18 protein-coding genes are annotated in these 18783 nt (G+C 59.1%); 12 read left to right on the forward strand and 6 right to left on the reverse strand.

Annotation, left to right across the window (positions count from 1 at the left end; translation table 11 throughout):
* Positions 1-82 precede the first annotated feature (82 nt).
* The gene (locus ACYVDM_RS01415) at positions 83-436 is read right to left on the reverse strand and encodes a RidA family protein (protein WP_415790367.1); all 354 of its coding nucleotides are present in this window, start codon (positions 434-436) and stop codon (positions 83-85) included.
* A 55-nt stretch (positions 437-491) separates the two neighbouring features.
* On the reverse strand, positions 492-1667 hold the full coding sequence (pncB, locus tag ACYVDM_RS01420) for a nicotinate phosphoribosyltransferase (protein WP_415790365.1): 1176 nt from the start codon (positions 1665-1667) through the stop codon (positions 492-494).
* A gap of 193 nt (positions 1668-1860) precedes the next feature.
* On the opposite strand from pncB, the gene fdxA reads away from it, so the two are divergent.
* The 12 genes from fdxA to ACYVDM_RS01480 all read left to right on the forward strand — a co-directional run bounded on the left by fdxA (position 1861) and on the right by ACYVDM_RS01480 (position 13351).
* Positions 1861-2184: a ferredoxin FdxA gene (fdxA, locus tag ACYVDM_RS01425; RefSeq protein WP_415790363.1), complete on the forward strand. Its 324-nt coding sequence runs from the start codon at positions 1861-1863 to the stop codon at positions 2182-2184.
* A gap of 49 nt (positions 2185-2233) precedes the next feature.
* Positions 2234-3031 carry a ferredoxin--NADP reductase gene (locus ACYVDM_RS01430; protein WP_415790361.1) on the forward strand — a complete coding sequence of 266 codons (798 nt, stop codon included), beginning with the start codon at positions 2234-2236 and terminating at the stop codon, positions 3029-3031.
* Between the two features lie 208 nt (positions 3032-3239).
* Positions 3240-4454 carry a polyhydroxyalkanoate depolymerase gene (locus tag ACYVDM_RS01435; protein ID WP_415790359.1) on the forward strand — a complete coding sequence of 405 codons (1215 nt, stop codon included), beginning with the start codon at positions 3240-3242 and terminating at the stop codon, positions 4452-4454.
* Between the two features lie 87 nt (positions 4455-4541).
* Positions 4542-5195 carry an electron transport complex subunit RsxB gene (gene rsxB / locus ACYVDM_RS01440; RefSeq protein WP_415790357.1) on the forward strand — a complete coding sequence of 218 codons (654 nt, stop codon included), beginning with the start codon at positions 4542-4544 and terminating at the stop codon, positions 5193-5195.
* On the forward strand, positions 5192-5830 hold the full coding sequence (gene nth / locus ACYVDM_RS01445) for an endonuclease III (protein ID WP_415790355.1): 639 nt from the start codon (positions 5192-5194) through the stop codon (positions 5828-5830). Before rsxB ends, nth begins: the two co-directional genes overlap by 4 nt.
* Before the next feature lie 211 nt (positions 5831-6041).
* On the forward strand, positions 6042-6815 hold the full coding sequence (locus ACYVDM_RS01450) for an ABC transporter ATP-binding protein (protein ID WP_415790353.1): 774 nt from the start codon (positions 6042-6044) through the stop codon (positions 6813-6815).
* Positions 6812-7525, forward strand: a complete 714-nt coding sequence (locus ACYVDM_RS01455) for an ABC transporter ATP-binding protein (protein ID WP_415790351.1) — start codon at positions 6812-6814, stop codon at positions 7523-7525. Before ACYVDM_RS01450 ends, ACYVDM_RS01455 begins: the two co-directional genes overlap by 4 nt.
* 56 nt (positions 7526-7581) lie before the next feature.
* Positions 7582-8796, forward strand: a complete 1215-nt coding sequence (locus ACYVDM_RS01460) for an ABC transporter substrate-binding protein (protein WP_415790349.1) — start codon at positions 7582-7584, stop codon at positions 8794-8796.
* 92 nt (positions 8797-8888) lie between these two features.
* Positions 8889-9776 (forward strand): branched-chain amino acid ABC transporter permease, encoded by an 888-nt coding sequence (locus tag ACYVDM_RS01465; RefSeq protein WP_415790347.1) that lies wholly within the window; start codon positions 8889-8891, stop codon positions 9774-9776.
* Complete coding sequence (locus ACYVDM_RS01470; RefSeq protein ID WP_415790345.1) at positions 9773-10759, forward strand: branched-chain amino acid ABC transporter permease; 987 nt, start codon at positions 9773-9775, stop codon at positions 10757-10759. Before ACYVDM_RS01465 ends, ACYVDM_RS01470 begins: the two co-directional genes overlap by 4 nt.
* Before the next feature lie 692 nt (positions 10760-11451).
* The gene (locus tag ACYVDM_RS01475; RefSeq protein WP_415793636.1) at positions 11452-12453 is read left to right on the forward strand and encodes an ABC transporter substrate-binding protein; all 1002 of its coding nucleotides are present in this window, start codon (positions 11452-11454) and stop codon (positions 12451-12453) included.
* A 49-nt stretch (positions 12454-12502) separates the two neighbouring features.
* Complete coding sequence (locus ACYVDM_RS01480) at positions 12503-13351, forward strand: branched-chain amino acid aminotransferase (protein WP_415793634.1); 849 nt, start codon at positions 12503-12505, stop codon at positions 13349-13351.
* 433 nt (positions 13352-13784) lie between these two features.
* On the opposite strand, the gene ACYVDM_RS01485 is transcribed toward ACYVDM_RS01480, so the two are convergent.
* The 4 genes from ACYVDM_RS01485 to ACYVDM_RS01500 all read right to left on the reverse strand — a co-directional run bounded on the left by ACYVDM_RS01485 (position 13785) and on the right by ACYVDM_RS01500 (position 18708).
* Positions 13785-14555, reverse strand: coding sequence for an ABC transporter ATP-binding protein (locus ACYVDM_RS01485; protein WP_415792325.1), 771 nt, complete (start codon positions 14553-14555; stop codon positions 13785-13787).
* Positions 14552-16387, reverse strand: coding sequence for a branched-chain amino acid ABC transporter ATP-binding protein/permease (locus ACYVDM_RS01490; protein WP_415792324.1), 1836 nt, complete (start codon positions 16385-16387; stop codon positions 14552-14554). Before ACYVDM_RS01490 ends, ACYVDM_RS01485 begins: the two co-directional genes overlap by 4 nt.
* A gap of 5 nt (positions 16388-16392) precedes the next feature.
* Complete coding sequence (locus tag ACYVDM_RS01495; RefSeq protein ID WP_415792323.1) at positions 16393-17430, reverse strand: branched-chain amino acid ABC transporter permease; 1038 nt, start codon at positions 17428-17430, stop codon at positions 16393-16395.
* Positions 17431-17544: 114 nt separating this feature from the next.
* The gene (locus ACYVDM_RS01500) at positions 17545-18708 is read right to left on the reverse strand and encodes an ABC transporter substrate-binding protein (protein ID WP_415792500.1); all 1164 of its coding nucleotides are present in this window, start codon (positions 18706-18708) and stop codon (positions 17545-17547) included.
* Positions 18709-18783 lie beyond the last annotated feature (75 nt).

An 18783-nucleotide genomic window follows, 5' to 3' on the forward strand; every position in this document is an offset into this window, starting at 1 on the left:
TGAAGGTTGGATCTACATCCAACTTTCGGGGGCCGTTCACTCAAGCACAGCGGTTTTTCAGTGCGGCGCCAAGCAGCGTTATTTACGCTACAGCGGCCGTGACGACGATCTCCACCTTGAAATCGGGATTCGCCAGACGCGCTTCCACGGTCGCGCGCGGCGGGGCATTGCCATCGGCGACCCACGCGTCCCACGCCCGGTTCATCGCGTCGAACTCTTTCATATTGGACACAAAGATCTGGGCCATCAATATCTTGCTTTTGTCCGACCCAGCTTCGGCCAGCAAACGATCGATCGTCGCCAGCACCTGAGCCGTCTGACCCGCCATATCCAGCGACCCATCGTCAGGCACCTGACCCGCCAAATAGGCGACACCGTTATACACGGCCATATCGGACAGACGCTTCTCTACATTGACGCGCTTGATGCTCATCAAATATCCCCAAAAAGAAATAAGTTAACTAAAGAATCAACACTGCCACCGACCGCACTCAGGCCGGAGGCAACTGAAACACCTGACGTAAGTACGCCAAATAAGCCGGGTCGTCGCACATGGTTTTTTCCGGGGCATCCGACACCTTGGCCACCGGCTGACCATTGCAACGAACCATCTTCATCACGATCTGCAACGGCTCATGGCCCAAGTCATTCGTGAGGTTGGTGCCGATCCCGAACGAGACCTTGCAGCGGCCGGCAAACTGCCGGGCCAACTCAATCGCGCGCGGGAATGTCAGCGAATCCGAGAACACCAGCGTCTTGGCGCGCGGATCGACACGATTATCGCGATAGTGCTGCAGCAAGCGCTCGCCCCACACAAACGGATCACCCGAGTCATGGCGCGCGCCATCAAACAGTTTGCAGAAATACATGTCGAAATCGCGCAGGAAGGCATCCATCCCGTACACATCCGACAGGGCAATACCGAGATCCCCCCGGTACTCCTTGGCCCAGACCTCGAGCGCAAACACCTGGGAATCCCGCAATCGCGGCCCCAACGCCTGGCAAGCCTGCAGATACTCGTGGCCCATCGTACCCAGTGGCGAAACATTGTGCTGCATAGCCAGCAAGACATTGCTGGTGCCCGCAAAATGCTTGCCCATCTGCGCTTTCATGGTCGAGACGATTTCCTGGTGCCACAGCTTGGAAAATCGTCGCCGCGTGCCGTACTCGGCCACCCGAAAATCCGCCAGCGCCGGATCATCCAGCACCAAATGCATTTTCGACTGCAACCGCTGGCGCCCTTCTTCCCAGTCGGGATTGCGGCTCGTATTGCGGAAATACACCTCGTTGACGATCGCCAGCACCGGGATCTCGAACAAGATCGTGTGTAGCCACGGCCCTTTGACGGTGATCTCGATTTCGCCGGGCAACGCGCCCTCGGTAATCGAGATACAGCGCTCGGGCATGTGAAACAAGCCCAGAAAATCCACGAAATCGCTTTTGATAAACCGCAGGCCGCGCAAATACTGCAATTCAGGCTCGGTAAAGCCCAACTGGCACAAGTCGTGCACCTCGGCACGGATCTCATCCAGATACGGCTGCAAATTCGCACCTGGTGTACGGCATTTATACCGATATTCAACCTGGGCAGCCGGAAATTGATGCAACACCACCTGCATCATGCTGAATTTATACAGATCGGTGTCAAGCAGTGAAGTAATGATCATGATGACGCGCGTTGCGCGCGGATTGGTTTGTCATACCTGATTTTCTCCACACCATAGCACAAGCAAGGCGGCCTTTCGCCCCGGCGCCCCCGTGTCAGCACTACCGCGGCCAGGGTTATCAACGCCTCGATGGGCCGCATATGAGTAAAATCTTGGAAATTCAAAAAGTTGTTGCTTGTCTGCGGAGTCCCGAATGACCCACGTCGTTACCGAAAACTGTATCAAATGCAAGTACACCGATTGTGTCGACGTGTGCCCAGTGGACTGTTTTCGTGAAGGTCCCAACTTCCTGGTCATTGATCCAGACGAATGCATTGATTGCGCGGTGTGTATCCCCGAATGCCCTGCCAACGCCATCTATGCAGAAGAAGACGTCCCGCAAGATCAACTGCAATTCATCGCGATCAATGCCGAACTCACGCCCGAATTCGCACCCATCAGCCGCACCAAAAAGCCGCTGGACGATGCCGACGACTGGAACGGCAAAGAAGACAAACTGCAGTTCCTGGAAAAATAGGCCTGGGCCAGGCCGGGCTCGCCATCGCGAAACGCCCCCACACCCCTAGATGACCGATTTAAAGTACACGCGCCAAACCATCACCCACGTACACACCTGGGTGGCTGACAAACTGTTCTCGGTACACGTTACCCGCGACCCGGCCTTCACGTTCCAGGCGGGCCAGTTTGCGCGTGTTGGACTGCCGGACGCCAGCGATCCTGATGGCGCGCCGACCCTGTGGCGTGCTTATTCCATGGTCTCGGCGCCCCAAGAATCCGGGCTGGAGTTCTACTCCATCGTGGTGCCCGACGGGCTCTTCAGCCCACGTCTGGCTCAGCTCAAAGCCGGCGATGCCCTCTATGTCGAAAAAAAACCGTTTGGCTTTCTCACCATCAATCGTTTCGCCCCCGGCGGCGATCTCTGGTTGCTGGCCACGGGCACGGGCTTGTCCGCCTATCTGTCCATGCTGCGCGATCCCGCGACATGGCAAGCTTTCCGACGCATTATTGTGGTCCATGGCGTGCGGTCGGCGACCGAATTAGCCTACCGCCAGGAGATCGAAAACTGGCACCAGCGCCCCGAGCTTGCCGATCACGTCCAACAGGACCCGTGCAAGTTGATCTATCTGCCTATCGCCACGCGTGAAGCCCTGCCCGGCATGCCCCAGGCGCGACTGACCACCCTCATCGAGGATGGCGGACTCGAGCAACTCGCCGGTATCCCCCTGGATGCCCAGCAATCCAAAATCATGCTTTGCGGGAATCCGGCCATGCTGACCGACGCACGCAAACTGCTATCCGAACGCGGTTTTGCGCCGGGACGACGCGGTATTCCCGGCAATCTGGCTGTCGAAAATTACTGGTAATACGCGCACATCACGGCAAGAAGTTGTTTTTTGGGCACACAAAAGCCGCAAATAACGCCAAGCATCCAGACAAATTAGATATATCCTTACTCGAAATGGTAATAATCAAACCCGAGAAATTCGACTTTTTTGACGAATTTCCCGGCTGACGGATCTCTAGTTCTGGCCAGCCCGCCTGGCCCCGTCCAGATAAAGGAACATCGCCTAGATGCTGTATCACCTACATGAAATGCAGCGAGCGTTCCTCACGCCGCTTGCCGCCTTCACCGACGCGGGCTCACAGCTTTTTTCCAATCCCTACAGCCCGCTGGCCTACACCCCGCTATCACGCCAATTAGCCGCCAGCTGCGAGCTGGTGCACCGCCTGGGCAAGGAATACCAAAAGCCCGCCTGGCTGTTGCCCACGACCCACATCGACGGACAAGACGTCGCCGTGACGGAAACCGTTGCCCTGGCGCGGCCCTTTTGCCGTCTGCTGCATTTCGAACGCGACACGCGTCGCAACGATCCTCGCGTGCTGCTGGTCGCCCCGTTGTCGGGTCACCATGCCACCCTGCTGCGCGACACGGTGCGCGCGCTGCTGCCCAACCACGACGTTTATGTGACCGACTGGATGGATGCCCGCATGGTGCCGCTGGCCGAGGGTCCGTTTCACCTGAACGACTACGTCCGCTATATCCAGGACTTCATCCGCCACCTGGGCGCCGATGTGCACGTTATTTCGGTCTGTCAGCCCACCGTACCCGTGCTGGCGGCTATCGCCCTGATGGCGGCTGAGGGCGATCCCAAACAACCTCGCAGCATGGTCATGATGGGCGGCCCGATTGATCCGCGTCAATCTCCGACCCAGGTTAATCGACTCGCCACGACCAAGCCCTATTCCTGGTTCGAAAGCCAATTGATCAACACTGTGCCGGCCCGCTATCCGGGCGCCAACCGGCAGGTGTATCCCGGCTTTCTGCAGCACATGGGTTTCGTGGCCATGAACCCGGACCGGCATCTGAAGTCCCATTACGACTTCTATCTGGACCTGCTGCGCGGCGACGATAGCGACGCCGAGGCCCACCGACGTTTCTACGATGAATACAACGCGGTACTGGACATGCCGGCCGAGTTCTATCTGGACACCATACGCATGGTGTTCCAGGAGTTCCAGTTACCAAACGGCACCTGGAAAATCGATGATCAGCTCGTCAGGCCCGCAGCGATCAAACAAGTCGCCCTGCTCACCATCGAGGGCGAACTGGACGACATTTCCGGCCAGGGCCAGACGCGCGCGGCGATCTCGCTGTGCCGCGGCATCCCGGCGGCACACAAACAGCATTACACCGCGCCGGGCTGCGGCCACTACGGCATTTTCTCCGGCCGGCGCTGGCGCGAGATGATCTGTCCTAAAATTGCGGAATTCATCCGTCAGGCCTAGGCCGGACGTCTACCGGATCATCCCGGTCCCAGCCGCACCGAGCGCCGTGCTCCGAAAAGGGCACGGCCTGTTTTCGCATTCTCTGTCATGTCCTGTCCCTCCCTTGCCGACCGTATCGATGCCCTGCTGCCGCAGACACAGTGCACCAAATGCGGCTACGACGGCTGTCAACCCTATGCCGAGGCAATTGCCGATGGCACCGCATCCATCAATCGCTGTCCGCCGGGTGGCGATGAGGGCATCGCGGCGTTGGCCGCATTGCTGGACACTGCCACGCTACCCCTCGATCAAACCCGCGGCCTGCCCGGGCCCCTCTTGGTCGCGCGCATCGATGAAGCGCATTGCATCGGCTGTACGCTGTGCATTCGCGCCTGTCCGGTCGACGCAATCATCGGCGCCAACAAAAAAATGCATACCGTCCTGAGCGACTGGTGTACCGGCTGCGATCTGTGCGTCGCGCCCTGTCCCGTCGACTGCATCGATATGGTGCCCGCCAATCGCGCCTGGACACCCGCCGATACGCAAATCAGCCGCCAGCGCCATCGTGCCCGCCAAGCACGTCTGACGCGCGAAACCGCCCACAACGAGCGACTGATGGCCACCACCATCGATGCTGATGCGCCAACCGCGTCGTCGCCCGCGGCCCCTCCTGTGATGAGCGCTGACGACGAAGCACGCAAGCGCTCTGCCATCGAATCTGCCCTGGCACGCGCCCGGGCACGCCGAACGACCTCCTCATGAACGCTGCCAAACGCCGAGCCATTTTTCAACGCCTGCAAGCTGCCAATCCGCACCCCACGACCGAACTGGAATATGGCTCGCCGTTTCAGTTGTTGATTGCCGTATTGCTCTCGGCCCAAGCGACCGACAAGTCCGTCAACCTGGCGACTCGCAAGTTTTTCCCTCAGTACGTGACGCCCGAGGCGATGGTCGCGCTGGGCGAAGAAGGCCTCGCCGATTACATCAAAACCATCGGTCTTTATCGCACCAAAGCCAAAAACGCGATTGCCACCTGTAGGCTCTTGATCGAGCGTCATGGCGGCGAGGTACCGCAAACACGCGAGGCCCTAGAGGCGCTACCCGGCGTCGGCCGCAAGACCGCCAACGTCGTGCTCAATACCGCGTTTGGCCAGCCCACCATGGCCGTCGATACGCATATTTTTCGGGTATCCAATCGCACCGGCATCGCACCGGGCAAAAATGTACTGGAAGTGGAAAACAAATTGGTGAAATTTGTACCCTCTGAATACATGCAGGATGCTCACCACTGGCTGATTTTGTTAGGCCGCTATATTTGCGTGGCGCGTACACCCAAATGCCCACAATGCGGCATTGCGGATCTGTGCGAATACAAGCCCAAGACCCCACTGCAATAATGGCGAAGTAACACGCTATTTTTCCATCGTCGCCGACCTGCATGTTGCAATGCGATGCGACGATCCCTGGCATTTACGCCCTCACATTGTCAGCTAGCCGACAATGCGACATGTCGCAATGCAATACCTATGAAAAACCCTCATGGAATTTTCAGCCATACGTGCGCATACTCGCCGCAACTCTTAAAAAGATAGCGCTGGTGCCGCAGACATGGATGACATAATCCTGGAGACAAAAGGCCTCACGAAAGAATTTCTTGGCTTCGTTGCCGTGAACGGGGTCAACTTGCGTGTGAAGCGTGGACATATCCATGCCTTGATTGGCCCTAACGGCGCAGGAAAGACGACCTGTTTCAATCTGCTGACAAAATTTCTGGCGCCTACCAAAGGCCAAATTTTGTATAACGGCGTCGACATCACTCGCGATCGCCCGGCGCAAATTGCACGACGCGGCATTATTCGCTCATTCCAGATTTCAGCCGTATTTCCGCATCTGTCTGTGCTGGAAAATGTACGCATTGGCCTGCAGCGCAAAACGGGAAAATCGTTTCATTTCTGGCGCAGCACCAAACAGCTGGAATCCCTCAATCCCGCGGCACTCGCGCTACTCGAAGAAGTCGACCTGGGCGCGTTTGCCAACGAGACCACCGTCAACCTGCCTTATGGTCGTAAACGTGCGCTGGAGATTGCCACCACGTTGGCAATGGAACCCGAACTGATGCTGCTTGATGAGCCCACGCAAGGCATGGGTCACGAAGACGTAGACCGCGTCACTCAACTGATCAAACGAGTCAGCCAGGGACGCACGATTTTGATGGTTGAACACAATATGAATGTCGTCTCATCGATTGCCGATACCATCACCGTACTGGCACGCGGCGCCGTGCTGGCAGAGGGGCCTTATGCAGAGGTTTCGCGTCACCCGGCGGTGATGCAAGCCTATATGGGCACCACCGAGGGGGAACTGGAAGGAGCGCACGCATGAGTACCCCCGCACTCGAAATTTCCAATCTGCAGGCATGGTATGGAGAGTCACACATTCTGCATGGTGTCGATCTCCAGGTCAGCCAGGGCGAAGTCGTTACCCTACTGGGCCGTAATGGCGCCGGCCGCACCACGACCTTGCGAGCCATTCTGGGATTAACGGGCTCGCGCAAAGGCTCGGTACGCATACATGGCACCGAGGCCATCGACCTGGCCACCTACAAGATCGCTCATTTGGGTGTCGGCTACTGCCCCGAAGAGCGCGGTATCTTCGCCAGCCTGTCGTGTGAAGAAAACCTGTTGCTCCCGCCGGCCGTGGGTGGCGCATTGGGCGGCGGCATGTCGCTGACAGAAATCTACGACATGTTCCCCAACCTGCAAGAGCGCCGCAACTCGCCGGGTACGCGCTTGTCGGGCGGTGAACAACAGATGCTGGCCGTGGCCCGTATCCTGCGCACCGGTGCGAACCTATTGCTGCTGGACGAAATATCCGAAGGCCTCGCACCGGTCATTGTGCAGACACTGGCGCGCATGATCACAACGCTGAAACAACGCGGCTACACCATCGTCATGGTTGAACAGAATTTTCGCTTCGCAGCGCCATTATCCGACCGTTTCTATGTCATGGAACATGGTCAGATTGTCGAGCACTTTGAGGCCAGCGAACTTCAAGAGAAGCAGGATACGTTGAACGAACTGTTAGGCGTATAAGAATCCTGTCATTCGCCGTATAGCGGCACCCACAAGAGAAGTGAAGGAGTCGTCCCATGAAGCTGCAACATATCACTGCCGTGCTAGCCTTGGCTGGCCTGGGATTATCTGGACTACCCGCCCAGGCCGCCGGCATCTCCGACGATGCCATCCGCATCGGTTTCATTACTGACATGTCGGGCGTGTACTCCGATATCGATGGCCCCGGCGGAGTCGAAGCCATCCGCATGGCCATTGCCGACGCCGGCGGCGTCATCGACGGCAAGAAAATCGAACTGGTCACGGCCGACCACCAAAACAAGGCCGACATTGCCTCCAGTCGCGCACGCGAATGGTTCGACCAGAACCATATCGACGTCCTGATCGGCGGCACCAACTCTGCCACCAACCTGGCCATGGCGGCTGTCGCGGCGGAAAAGAAACGTCCCTTCATTTCCATCGGTGCGGGCGCATCGGACCTGACCAATGCACAGTGTACGCCCTACACCGTTCACTATGCCTACGACACCGTGGCGCTCGCACGCGGCACGGGTTCAGCAGTGGTGAAAAATGGCGGCAAATCCTGGTTCTTCCTGACCGCGGACTACGCGTTCGGCCACGCCCTGGAGCGTGACACCAGCGCCGTGGTCAAGGCCGCGGGCGGCGAGGTCAAAGGCAATGTGCGCGCACCGCTGGCCACGTCCGACTTCTCATCATTCCTATTGCAAGCACAAGCCTCTGGCGCCCAGATCCTGGGCCTGGCCAATGCCGGTGGCGACACCGTCAACTCGATTAAAGCCGCCAATGAATTCGGCGTCACTCAAACCATGAAGATGGCGGGTCTGCTGATCTTCATCAACGACATCCACTCGCTGGGTCTGCAAGCCACCCAGAACATGTACCTGACCGACAGCTGGTACTGGGACCAATCCGACGAGGCTCGCGCCTGGTCCAAGAAGTTCGAAGAAAAGATGAAGCGCAAACCGTCCAGTCTGCAGGCCGCCGACTACTCGTCGGTCGCCTTCTACCTGAACGGCGTCAAAGCCTCCGGCACGGATGACCCCGACACGTTGATGAAATGGATGAAATCCAACAAGGTCAACGACTTCTATGCCAAGGATGGCTATGTCCGCGAAGACGGCCGCATGGTACACGACATGTACCTGATGCAAGTCAAAACGCCCGCCGAGTCCAAAGGACCTTGGGACTACTACAAAGTCGTAGCCACTCTGCCCGGCGACGAGGTCTACACCAAGCCCTCGGAATCGACCTGCAAAGTCTTCAAAAAGTAATCCGTTAGTCTGCGCGGCGCCCACTCTCCTACCCGGACCCGGGCACCGCGCACTAGCACGCCTCCATCCGAACGCGCAGGATTCTTCCCTACATGACTGACCTATTCGGCATACCAATACAGGCCCTACTCGGCCAACTGCTTCTGGGCCTCGTAAACGGGTCGTTCTATGCCATGCTGTCTCTGGGCCTGGCCGTCATATTCGGGCTGCTGAACGTCATCAATTTCGCGCATGGCTCGCTCTACATGCTGGGCGCATTCGTGGCCTGGATGGGCCTGTCCTACCTGGGCCTGAACTATTGGGTCATGCTGATCCTCGCCCCGCTGGTCGTGGGCCTGTTCGGCATCGTGATAGAAAAACTGCTGCTCAAGCACCTCTACAAACTCGACCACCTGTACGGCCTGCTGCTCACATTTGGCCTGACCCTATTGATCGAAGGCCTGTTCCGCAGCTTTTACGGCGTATCGGGCCAACCTTACCCCACACCTGACGCGCTGCGTGGCGCCACCAATCTGGGCTTCATGATCTTGCCCAACTATCGCGCCTGGGTCGTCGTCGCCTCCGTCACCGTCTGTGTAGCGACCTGGTTCATCATCGAGCGCACCCGCCTCGGCGCCCTGCTGCGCGCCGGTACCGAGAATCCAAGACTCGTCGAGTCCTTCGGCGTCAACGTGCCGCGCATGGTGACCCTGACCTACGGTTTCGGTGTCGCCCTAGCCGGCTTTGCCGGCGTGCTCGCGGCCCCCATTCTGCAAATATCGCCATTGATGGGCTCGAACCTGATCATCGTTGTCTTCGCCGTCGTCGTGATCGGTGGCATGGGCTCCATCCTCGGGGCCATCGTCACGGGTCTCGGACTAGGCGTCATCGAAGGGCTGACCAAGGTCTTCTGGCCCGAAGCCTCCAGCACCGTCGTGTTCATCATCATGGCCATCGTCCTGTTGGTTCGCCCCGCCGGACTGTTCGGGAAAGAAAAATGAATCGCCAACTACTCTGCTACGCGGCGGCGGCCATCGTCGTGGCCCTCTTGCCCTTTATCGGCGTGTATCCCATCTTTGCCATGAAGGTGATGTGCTACGCCCTGTTTGCCTGCGCCTTTAACTTGCTGCTGGGCTATACCGGCCTGCTCTCATTTGGCCACGCTGCCTTCCTGGGCAGCGCTGCCTACGCGGCTGGACATGCCATCAAGATCTGGGGCTTTCCTACCGAGCTCGGCCTCATTTTCGGCACTGCCGTCGCTGCCGCTCTCGGCCTGGTCATGGGCCTGTTCGCCATTCGACGTAGCGGCATCTACTTCGCCATGATCACGCTGGCCCTGGCGCAGATGGTCTTCTTCTTCTTTCTGCAAGCCCACTTTACTGGCGGAGAAGATGGCCTGCAACGCGTCCCCCGCGGCACGCTGCTGGGCTTCATCGACCTGAGCGACGACCTGAACCTCTACTACATGGTGATGGGCATCTTCGCGATCGGCTATTTCATCATCTGGCGCACCGTCCATTCACCTTTCGGCCAGGTCCTGCAAGCCCTGCGAGAAAACGAACCCCGCGCCCTTTCCCTAGGCTACGACGTCGATCGCTTCAAACTACTGGCCTTCGTCCTCTCTGCCGCCATTGCAGGTCTAGCCGGCGCCACCAAGACGCTCGTCTTCGTCTCGGCCACCCTCTCCGACGCTACTTGGCAAATGTCGGGCTTGGTCATCCTCATGACCCTCGTCGGCGGCCTTGGCACCTTGACCGGCCCCATCCTTGGTGCCTTCATCGTCGTCCTCCTCGAAAACAAAGTCGGCGACTTCGGACGCTTCATGGCCCACGCCACCGGCAGCGACTGGTTTTTGCGCCTGGGCGAATCCGTCACCATCGTCATCGGCCTCATCTTCATCATCTGCGTCCTGGCCTTCCGTAGAGGTATCGTCGGCGAACTCCAAGCCTTCGTCCAACGCCGTCGGGCACGAGTGGCGTCGTAGAGAGTTGAGTCCTTTTGGGGCGGTGTTGTTGCTTGCTGTTGCAGGGTTTCTCTATGGTGACGTTCGGGGATCGTGCCAGGGCGTGGGGGTGGCCAAATCACCTCGGCTCGGGCGCATGCAGGCGCCCTCGGTCCCGCTGCGCGGGACTGCCCGAGGCTCAAAAGGCCACCCCCACGCCCTGGCACGATCCCCGAACTCGCGATAGGGTGTCACCTTGGATGTTGGGCTTGCAACGATCTCGTTTTACATGAACGCTCGTGATCTACGATCGAGCAGTCGTCGACGACATCTCTTGTGTAGATGCTGATCGCATCAAAGCGACGGCGGTATTGATCTATTGCGAGCATGGGAGCCGAGTCTAAACGCCCCGCCGGCCTTTTGAGGATTGGGCAGTCCCGCGCAGCGGGACCGAGGGCGCCTGCATGCGCCCGAGCCAAGCCGATTAGGCCGGCGGGGCGTTTAGACTCGGCTCCCATGCGCCAAAAGAACCAACTACCCCCGCAAGAACTCAACCCTAACGCGAAAGGATGCTCTTCCGACGACGAGGTTTGTCCGTCAAGGAGGGCACGTCACGTCAGACGTTATATCCCTCTATGATAAGGGATGGTCCCCCAAAAACATGACGCAATCATAGGCGTCATTTTCTCTTTCACCATTAATCCGCCTCCAAGGGAAATTTACCGATGAGAGTGATGAAAGCCCCCCAACGGCTGCTAGTTGCCTTGGCCACAATCCTGTTTCTGTGGTCTCCCATGACACATGCAGCGAGCACTGCTCAATGCGAAGTCAGCACACCGGTTCGCTTCAGTGGTCTGAATTGGGAATCCAACTTACTACTGGCAGGTATCGAACGCTTCATCGTCGAACATGGCTACGGCTGCAAGACCTCGGTGGAAATTGGCGAAACGCTGGCCATGCTGGCGGCGCTGCAGCGCGGCGATGTCGACGTCACACCAGAAGTCTGGCCCAGCCAGATCGGCGAGGCCTGGGAAAAGGCGCAGAAAGCCGGCAAGGTCTTGGCGGTTGGCCACGTCTTTGATGCGACCGAGGGTTGGTATATTCCCCGCTATACCGCCGAGCGCTATCCCGACCTGAAAAGCGCGACGGATCTGGCGCGCTACGCCAAGGCGTTCGCGGATCCCGAGGACCCTGAAAAGGGCCGAGTCCTCGGCTGCCCAGCAGGCTGGACCTGCGGCACACTGAATACCAACATGCTTAAAGCATTGAAACTCGAAGATCAGTACACGATGTTCGCTCCAGGCTCAGGCGCCGCACAAAAGGCCGCGATCGTATCGGCCTACAAACGAAAGCGCGACATCGTGTTCTATTACTGGACTCCCACGCCGTTGGTAGGATCGCTGGATCTGGTCAAGCTGCAGCTACCGCCGTTCGATCAGGCGGCCTACACTTGCATTACCGATCCTAAATGCGCGAATCCTGTCCCGACCGAGTTCAAACCGAGCAAGGCAGTGACCGGACTAAACGCTCAATTCGCCAAGCAGGCTCCGCAGTTGCATGCCTTCTTCGAAAAACTTCACCTTCCTAGCGCGGTCATCGACGACACGTTAGGTTGGCTGGAGAACGAAGGGGCCGAACCGGAAGAGGCGGCGCTGTACTTCTTGCGCACGTACCCAAAGGTATGGCACACGTGGGTACCCGCGGATGTGGCCGAGCGCGTACAGGCCAAGCTATAAATCAGCCCGCGGCAGTACGCCGCGTGTAGTCAAGCTAAGGAATAACAACATGGATGCAATCTTCTGGCACGATGACCAATGGGTCACGGAAAACCCTAAACTACTTGGCCCGGCCGACCACGCCTTCTGGATGGCCAGCATGGTGTTCGACGGCGCCCGTGCCTTCGACGGCCTGACGCCCGACCTGGACCTGCACTGTCAACGTGTGATCCGGTCTGCCGAAAAAATGCTGATGAAGCCCCAGCTATCCTGGCAGGACATCCGCGACCTATGCTTGCAGGCCGTCGCAAAGTTTCCCGAGGGCGAGGCCCTCTACATCAAGCCCATGTTTTTTTGCGCCGATGGCTTTCTGCTGCCCGACGCCGCGAAGACCCAGTTCGTGCTGCACGTGTTCAAAGTCCCTATGCCGGGCGAACAAGGCTTTTCTGTGTGCTTCTCCAGCTTTGTGCGCGCCTGGCCCAGTATGGCCCCGACCGATGCCAAGGCCTCCTGCCTCTATCCCAACAGTCAACGCGCCATCCGCGAAGCCAACGACAAAGGCTTCGATAACGCCATCATGCTGGACGGCGATGGCCACGCCGCCGAGTTCGCCACAGCCAATCTGTGGATCGCCAAGAACGGTGTTGTCTCTACCCCCGCCGACAATGGCACCTTCCTTAATGGCATCACCCGCCAACGCGTCCTGGGCTTGTTGCGCGCCGATGGCATAGATGTCCAGGAACGCGCCATAACCCGTGCCGATGTCGAACACGCAGACGAAGTTTTTTCCACCGGCAACTACGGAAAAGTCGTCCACGTCAATCGCGTCGAAGGCCGTGAGCTTTCTTACGGACCGGTTGCCCGTCGGGCGCGCCAGTTGTACATGGAGTATGCGCGCAAGGGTGTTTCCTCGCGTTAGGGTTGAGTTCTTGCGGGGGTAGTTGGTTCTTTTGGCGCATGGGCATTGTGTTTAAACCCCCCGCCGGCCAAATCGGCTTGGCTCCCATGCTCGCAATAGATCAATACCGCCGTCGCTTTGATGCGATCAGCATCTACACAAGAGATGTCGTCGACGACTGCTCGATCGTAGATCACGAGCGTTCATGTAAAACGAGATCGTTGCAAGCCCAACATCCAAGGTGACACCCTATCGCGAGTTCGGGGAGCGTGCCAGGGCGTGGGGGTGGCCTTTTGAGCCTCGGGCAGTCCCGCGCAGCGGGACCGAGGGCGCCTGCATGCGCCCGAGCCGAGGTGATTTGGCCACCCCCACGCCCTGGCACGCTCCCCGAACGTCACCATAGAGACACCCTGCAACAGCAAGCAACAACACCGCCCCAAAAGAACACCCAACATCAACCGTCGGTGTTCTTCCCGAGCCCGAGATAACTTTCGATGACTCGAGGGTTCCCCGCCAGTTCGCGCGCCGGGCCATGCAAGATGACCTCGCCGGTTTCCAGTACATAGCCGTAGTCGGCGACCTGCAGGGCTGCGCGGGCGTTTTGTTCGACGAGGAGGATGGCGACGCCTGTCTCGCGTAGACGCGCGATGATATGAAAGATCTCGCGGACGATAAGGGGTGCAAGGCCCAGGCTGGGTTCGTCGAGCATGAGCAGACGAGGCTTGGCCATGAGGGCGCGACCGACGGCAAGCATTTGGCGTTCGCCGCCAGATAATGTGCCGGCCTCCTGGTGGCGGCGTTCTCGCAGTCGGGGGAACAGCGTGAAGACTTCGTCCAGTGTATTGCGCCAGCCGCTCTCACGGGCTCGATAGCGACGGAAACCGCCCAGCAAGAGATTGTCCTCGACGGACATGCTGCCGAATAACTCGCGGCGTTCCGGTACGAGGGACATGCCTGCGGCGACGCGGCGCTCTACGCTCCAGCCGGATACCTCGGCGCCGGCGTAATGGATGGGGCCCGACGCATGGCCTGTCGTGGGCAGCGAACCCATCATGGCATTGAGCAGCGTGGATTTGCCGGCCCCGTTGGCGCCGATGACCGTCACGATGCTGCCGGGCGCCACAGTTAAGGTTGCTTCGTTGAGCGCGCCGACTTTGCCGTAGCGGGCGCTGAGTGCGCAGACGTCGAGGATGGCATTTTGCGTCGGGTTTTGTTGGGGGGTCATTGCACGCTCCCGGTGACAGGCGTGGCCTGATCGGTGCCGGGCAAATCGTCGTCGATGCCGCCCAGATAGGCCTCGAGTACAGCCGGATTCTGTTGAACCTCGGCCGGGACGCCTTCGGCCAGCTTGGTGCCGAAATCCATCACCACCAGGTGGTTAGTCAAACGCATCACGAAATCCATATCATGCTCTACCAACAGGATGCTCATGCCTTCGGCACGCAGTTGCTCAAGCACCTGGGCCAGTTCTTGTTTTTCTTTGTAGCGCAGGCCCGCGGCAGGCTCATCCAGTAATAACAGAACGGGGTCGCTGGCCAGGGCACGTGCAATTTCCAGGATGCGCTGCTGGCCCAGAGCCAGGTTGCCCGCTTGCTCGTACAGATAGTCGCCCAGGCCGACACGCTTGAGTTGAGTGGCGGCCTCGTGCAACAGGCGGGCTTCTTTTGCGCGTTCGCTGTGCAGGGCGCCCGCGATCACGCTCACGTCGGCGCGCATGTGTGCACCCAAAGCCACGTTTTCCAGTACGGACATACCGGTCAATAACTGGACGTGCTGAAAGGTCCGTCCGACGCCGCGTCTGGCGATCTCGCGTGCGCTGCAGCTATTGATGTGTTCGCCAAGAAAGCGCACTTGACCGCGCGTCGCGGGCAGAACGCCGCTGATCAGATTGAAGGTCGTGCTCTTGCCCGCCCCGTTCGGACCGATCAGCCCGACAATCTCGCCCGCGCGCACATTGAACGTAATGTCGTTGACTGCCACTAGGCCGCCGAACTCTTTGCGAATCGCGTCGACCTCCAGGACCAGTTCGCCACGTTGCGGCCGCCCGCGTTGCGGCAAGGCTTCGGCACTGGGTGGCGGCGCGAGGTGACGGCGCGAGCCGGCGCTGCCGGTCAAGCGCGCCCACGCCGAGGACAAGATCGGCCACAAGCCATTGGCGGCATATTGCAGCATCAAGATCAGCAACACCCCGAAAACGATGAGCTCAAAGTTCGCGTTGGTGTTCAATAATTTGGGCAACAGATTTTGCAGTTGATCTTTCAGTCCCAGAATCACCGCCGAGCCCACCACGGCGCCCCAAACATGACCTGCACCGCCGACGACGGCCATGAACAAATATTCGATGCTGTAGTTGATACCGAATGGACTGGGGCTGACGGCGCGTTGCATGTGTGCGTAGATCCAGCCCGACAGGCAGGCCAGCAAAGCAGCCCAGATAAAGATGATGGTCTTGTACGAAGCGGTGTTGACCCCCATCGACTCCGCCATGCCCGCGCCGCTTTTCAGGGCGCGAATGGCACGGCCGGGACGTGAGTTCAGCAAGTTGCTGGTCGCCCATATCGACAACAGCATGAACACCCAGATCAGATAGTAAATATGGCGACCGCTGGCCAATGAGAATCCAAACAGACTGATGGGTTCCAGGCCGGCAATGCCGTCATGCTTGCCCAGCCAATCCAGATTGCCGAACAGAAAATACAGCGATAGTCCCCAGGCGATGGTGCCCAAGGGCAGATAGTGCCCCGACAGGCGCAGCGTGATCAGGCCCAGCAGATAGGCCACCACGGCGGTCAGCGACAATCCGGCTACCAAGGCCAGCCAGGGCGAGGTGTCGTATTGGCTGGTCAACACGGCCGTCGTATAGGCCCCCAGGCCCACAAAGGCCGCCTGGCCGAACGAGGTCAAGCCTCCCACGCCCGTCAGCAACACCAGGCCCAGCGCCACCAAGGCGGCCAGTCCGATGTAGTTAAGCTGCGTGATCCAGAACTCCGGCGTAAATGGCAACATCGGAAGAATGGCCAGTACGACAATGAATGCGATTAACAGAATACGGTTCATGGCGATTATTCCTCGTCATCCGTATGATGGCTGCTGAACGATCGCCACACGAGCACGGGAATGATCAGCGTGAACACAATGACTTCCTTGTAGGCGCTGGCCCAGAATGAAGAAAAAGCCTCCAGTATCCCGACCAGCACGGCGCCCGCCGCGGCAATCGGGTAGCTGACCAGGCCGCCGATAATGGCGCCGACGAATCCTTTCAAGCCAATCAAAAAGCCGGTGTCGTAGTACACCGTGGTGATGGGTGCGATCAACATGCCCGACATGGCGCCGATCGCGACCGCCAGGGTAAAGGTCAAGCTGCCGGACATCGTGGTGCTGATGCCCACCAGGCGCGCGCCGCGACGGTTGACTGCCGTGGCGCGCAATGCGCGACCGTACAGGGTTTTGCCAAAGAACAGCGCCAGCGCCACGATCAACAACGCACATGTTCCGACGACGAACAAACTTTGTGCGGACCAGGTCGCCGCACCCAGCGTGAATTGCCCGCTGACAAAGGCCGGCGTACGCCATCCCTCTGCGCCAAAGAACACCAGGGCCAGGCCCGTCAACGCGAAGTGCACCGCGACCGAGACAATCAACAGCACCAGCACGGAGGCTTCTGCCAAGGGTTGATAAACAATGCGATAGATCATGGGGCCCATCGGGATAATCAGCACGAGGGCGAGCAGCATGTTCAGCCACAAGGAGTTCTCCGGTCCCGCGTAGGCCTTTGTCAGCCACAGCAGTGCCAGGGGTATGACCACGCAGGTCACCAGCACTTTGGGCAACGCGCTTGCATTGCGAATCCGCACGGCGCGCAGTAGTTCCAGCACCAGCACCATCGCGCCCAGCAGGGGCAACAGGTAGGCAGTGCCAGGCACGCGGCCATTGACCAGCATCGCCAGGGTCAACGCGCCAAATGCGACGAACTCACCCTGCGGAATAAAGATGACGCGGGTAACGGTGAACACCAGGACCAGCGCCATGCCCAGCAAGGCATAGATGGCACCGTTGACGATGCCGTCCTGCAGCAGGATGAGCGCAATTGAAAAATCCATGAAACTGCCTTATGGGGTTGGCGGATGGAGCTGCCTCAAATGACGCACCGGCCCTCGGGCCGGTGCGTAGATAGATCGGCGAGCGATCATAACGCTACGCCAACAGCATGCACATTACAGATCGGGCTGATAGACCCACTTGCCCTTTTCGACCTTGACCATCACGCGCGAACGCTCATCGAAGCCGGCATGATCGGTGGGGCTCATATTGAATACGCCTTGCGAGGCGGCCAGGTTCTTGATGCCCTCAATGGCATCGCGCAACGCAGCCCGGAACTCCGGCGTACCGGGTTTGGCACCCGTCTTTAAGGCGACAGGCAATGCGGTCACGACCAGTTGACCGGCATCCCACATATGGCCGCCAAAGGTATTGGTCGTGCCAGCGCCGTATTTGTCCTCGTAGGCCTTGGTATAGGCCATTGCCGATTTTTTCACGGGATTGCTGTCGGGCAACTGCGCAGCGACCAGGAGGGGGCCGGCCGGCAACAGCATGCCTTCGCAATCAGCGCCGCAGACACGCAGCACATCATTGTTGGCGGCGCCGTGGGTTTGGTAAATCGTGCCTTGATAGTTGCGCGCACGCAGTTCCTTCTGAGGCAGCGCGGAGGGCGTACCTGCCCCGGCGATCAGAATCGCGTCGGGCTTGGCGCTGACCAGTTTCAGTACCTGGCCGGTCACGCTCGTATCGGTACGACCGTACTTTTCGACAGCCGTGATCTCGATGCCCTTGGCCTTGGCGGCATCACGCATCACCGTCAACCAACTATCCCCATAGGCATCGGCAAACCCGATAAAGCCCAGCGTCTTGACCTTGGCCTTGGCCATGGCGTCCGCTAACGCGCTCGCCATCAGGACGTCATTTTGCGGCGTCTTGAATACCCACTTGCGCTTGTCATCGACGGGCTCGACGATCTTGGCGCTGGCGGCCACACTGATCATCGGGACTTTGGTTTCCGCCACCACATCGACCATCGCCAGCGAGCCCGGCGTGATGGAGGTGCCAATCAGAACGTCGACCTTGTCGTCCGAGATCAGTTTGCGTGAGTTTTTCACGGCCTGGGTCGTATCGGTCGCGTCATCGAGCACGATCCATTCGATCTTCTGACCCGCGACCTCGGTGGGCAGCAACGCGACAGTGTTGCGCTCGGGAATACCCAGCGAGGCAGCCGGGCCGGTGCTGGCGACGGTCACACCTACCTTGACCTGTGCGCTGGCGAGCAACGGCAGGCTCAGAGCAACCGCGGCTGCGGCTACGGACAAGCTGAAATGCTTGCGCATCATGTTTTGTCTCCTGTTTAGGCTCTTGTTATGGCCCCGGATGAGGAAAAGTGAGCCCAGCTAATGTTATACAGA

The organism is Bordetella tumulicola, assembly GCF_054779135.1.

Excerpts from the sequence above, each read along its gene's own strand:
- pncB (WP_415790365.1), bottom strand. The coding sequence starts at position 1,667 with ATGATCATTACTTCACTGCTTGACACCGATCTGTATAAATTCAGCATG.
- fdxA (WP_415790363.1), top strand. The coding sequence starts at position 1,861 with ATGACCCACGTCGTTACCGAAAACTGTATCAAATGCAAGTACACCGAT.
- ACYVDM_RS01430 (WP_415790361.1), top strand. The coding sequence starts at position 2,234 with ATGACCGATTTAAAGTACACGCGCCAAACCATCACCCACGTACACACC.
- ACYVDM_RS01435 (WP_415790359.1), top strand. The coding sequence starts at position 3,240 with ATGCTGTATCACCTACATGAAATGCAGCGAGCGTTCCTCACGCCGCTT.
- rsxB (WP_415790357.1), top strand. The coding sequence starts at position 4,542 with ATGTCCTGTCCCTCCCTTGCCGACCGTATCGATGCCCTGCTGCCGCAG.
- nth (WP_415790355.1), top strand. The coding sequence starts at position 5,192 with ATGAACGCTGCCAAACGCCGAGCCATTTTTCAACGCCTGCAAGCTGCC.
- ACYVDM_RS01450 (WP_415790353.1), top strand. The coding sequence starts at position 6,042 with ATGGATGACATAATCCTGGAGACAAAAGGCCTCACGAAAGAATTTCTT.
- ACYVDM_RS01455 (WP_415790351.1), top strand. The coding sequence starts at position 6,812 with ATGAGTACCCCCGCACTCGAAATTTCCAATCTGCAGGCATGGTATGGA.
- ACYVDM_RS01460 (WP_415790349.1), top strand. The coding sequence starts at position 7,582 with ATGAAGCTGCAACATATCACTGCCGTGCTAGCCTTGGCTGGCCTGGGA.
- ACYVDM_RS01465 (WP_415790347.1), top strand. The coding sequence starts at position 8,889 with ATGACTGACCTATTCGGCATACCAATACAGGCCCTACTCGGCCAACTG.
- ACYVDM_RS01470 (WP_415790345.1), top strand. The coding sequence starts at position 9,773 with ATGAATCGCCAACTACTCTGCTACGCGGCGGCGGCCATCGTCGTGGCC.
- ACYVDM_RS01475 (WP_415793636.1), top strand. The coding sequence starts at position 11,452 with ATGAAAGCCCCCCAACGGCTGCTAGTTGCCTTGGCCACAATCCTGTTT.
- ACYVDM_RS01480 (WP_415793634.1), top strand. The coding sequence starts at position 12,503 with ATGGATGCAATCTTCTGGCACGATGACCAATGGGTCACGGAAAACCCT.
- ACYVDM_RS01485 (WP_415792325.1), bottom strand. The coding sequence starts at position 14,555 with ATGACCCCCCAACAAAACCCGACGCAAAATGCCATCCTCGACGTCTGC.
- ACYVDM_RS01490 (WP_415792324.1), bottom strand. The coding sequence starts at position 16,387 with ATGAACCGTATTCTGTTAATCGCATTCATTGTCGTACTGGCCATTCTT.
- ACYVDM_RS01495 (WP_415792323.1), bottom strand. The coding sequence starts at position 17,430 with ATGGATTTTTCAATTGCGCTCATCCTGCTGCAGGACGGCATCGTCAAC.
- ACYVDM_RS01500 (WP_415792500.1), bottom strand. The coding sequence starts at position 18,708 with ATGCGCAAGCATTTCAGCTTGTCCGTAGCCGCAGCCGCGGTTGCTCTG.